This window comes from Pseudomonas sp. HY7a-MNA-CIBAN-0227, from assembly GCF_040310325.1.
GTDB lineage: Bacteria > Pseudomonadota > Gammaproteobacteria > Pseudomonadales > Pseudomonadaceae > Aquipseudomonas.
In genome coordinates this window covers 1-267 of the sequence record NZ_JBEOPT010000163.1, presented here as the reverse complement: position 1 = coordinate 267, position 267 = coordinate 1, and the positions used below count along the sequence as shown (strand labels likewise).

Genomic DNA, 267 nt, shown 5'->3' with positions numbered 1-267 from the left:
GCGCTTTTGCCCAGGATCGACAAGGTGCTGGCAAAACGCGCCGCCTCCATGGCGCGCAGCACCCCGCCGATCATGGGCACATTGAGCAGCAGCGCATGCCAGCGCAGCTTCAAGGCCGGTTGCAACAACGCCCAACGCGCCGCACCCAGGGCGGCGAGTACCAGCAGCAACAGCAGCCAGCCGTAATCACGCAAACCGGTGCTCAGGGCGATCATCGCCTGGGTCAGCACGGGCAATGGCTGGCCACTGTTAACAAAAATCTTGACC

At 63.3% G+C, this 267-nt stretch carries 1 pseudogene; it reads right to left on the bottom strand.

From position 1 onward, the window contains the following. Positions 1-267, bottom strand: a pseudogene (locus tag AAEZ06_RS27420) (type II secretion system protein GspF); the annotation flags it as partial.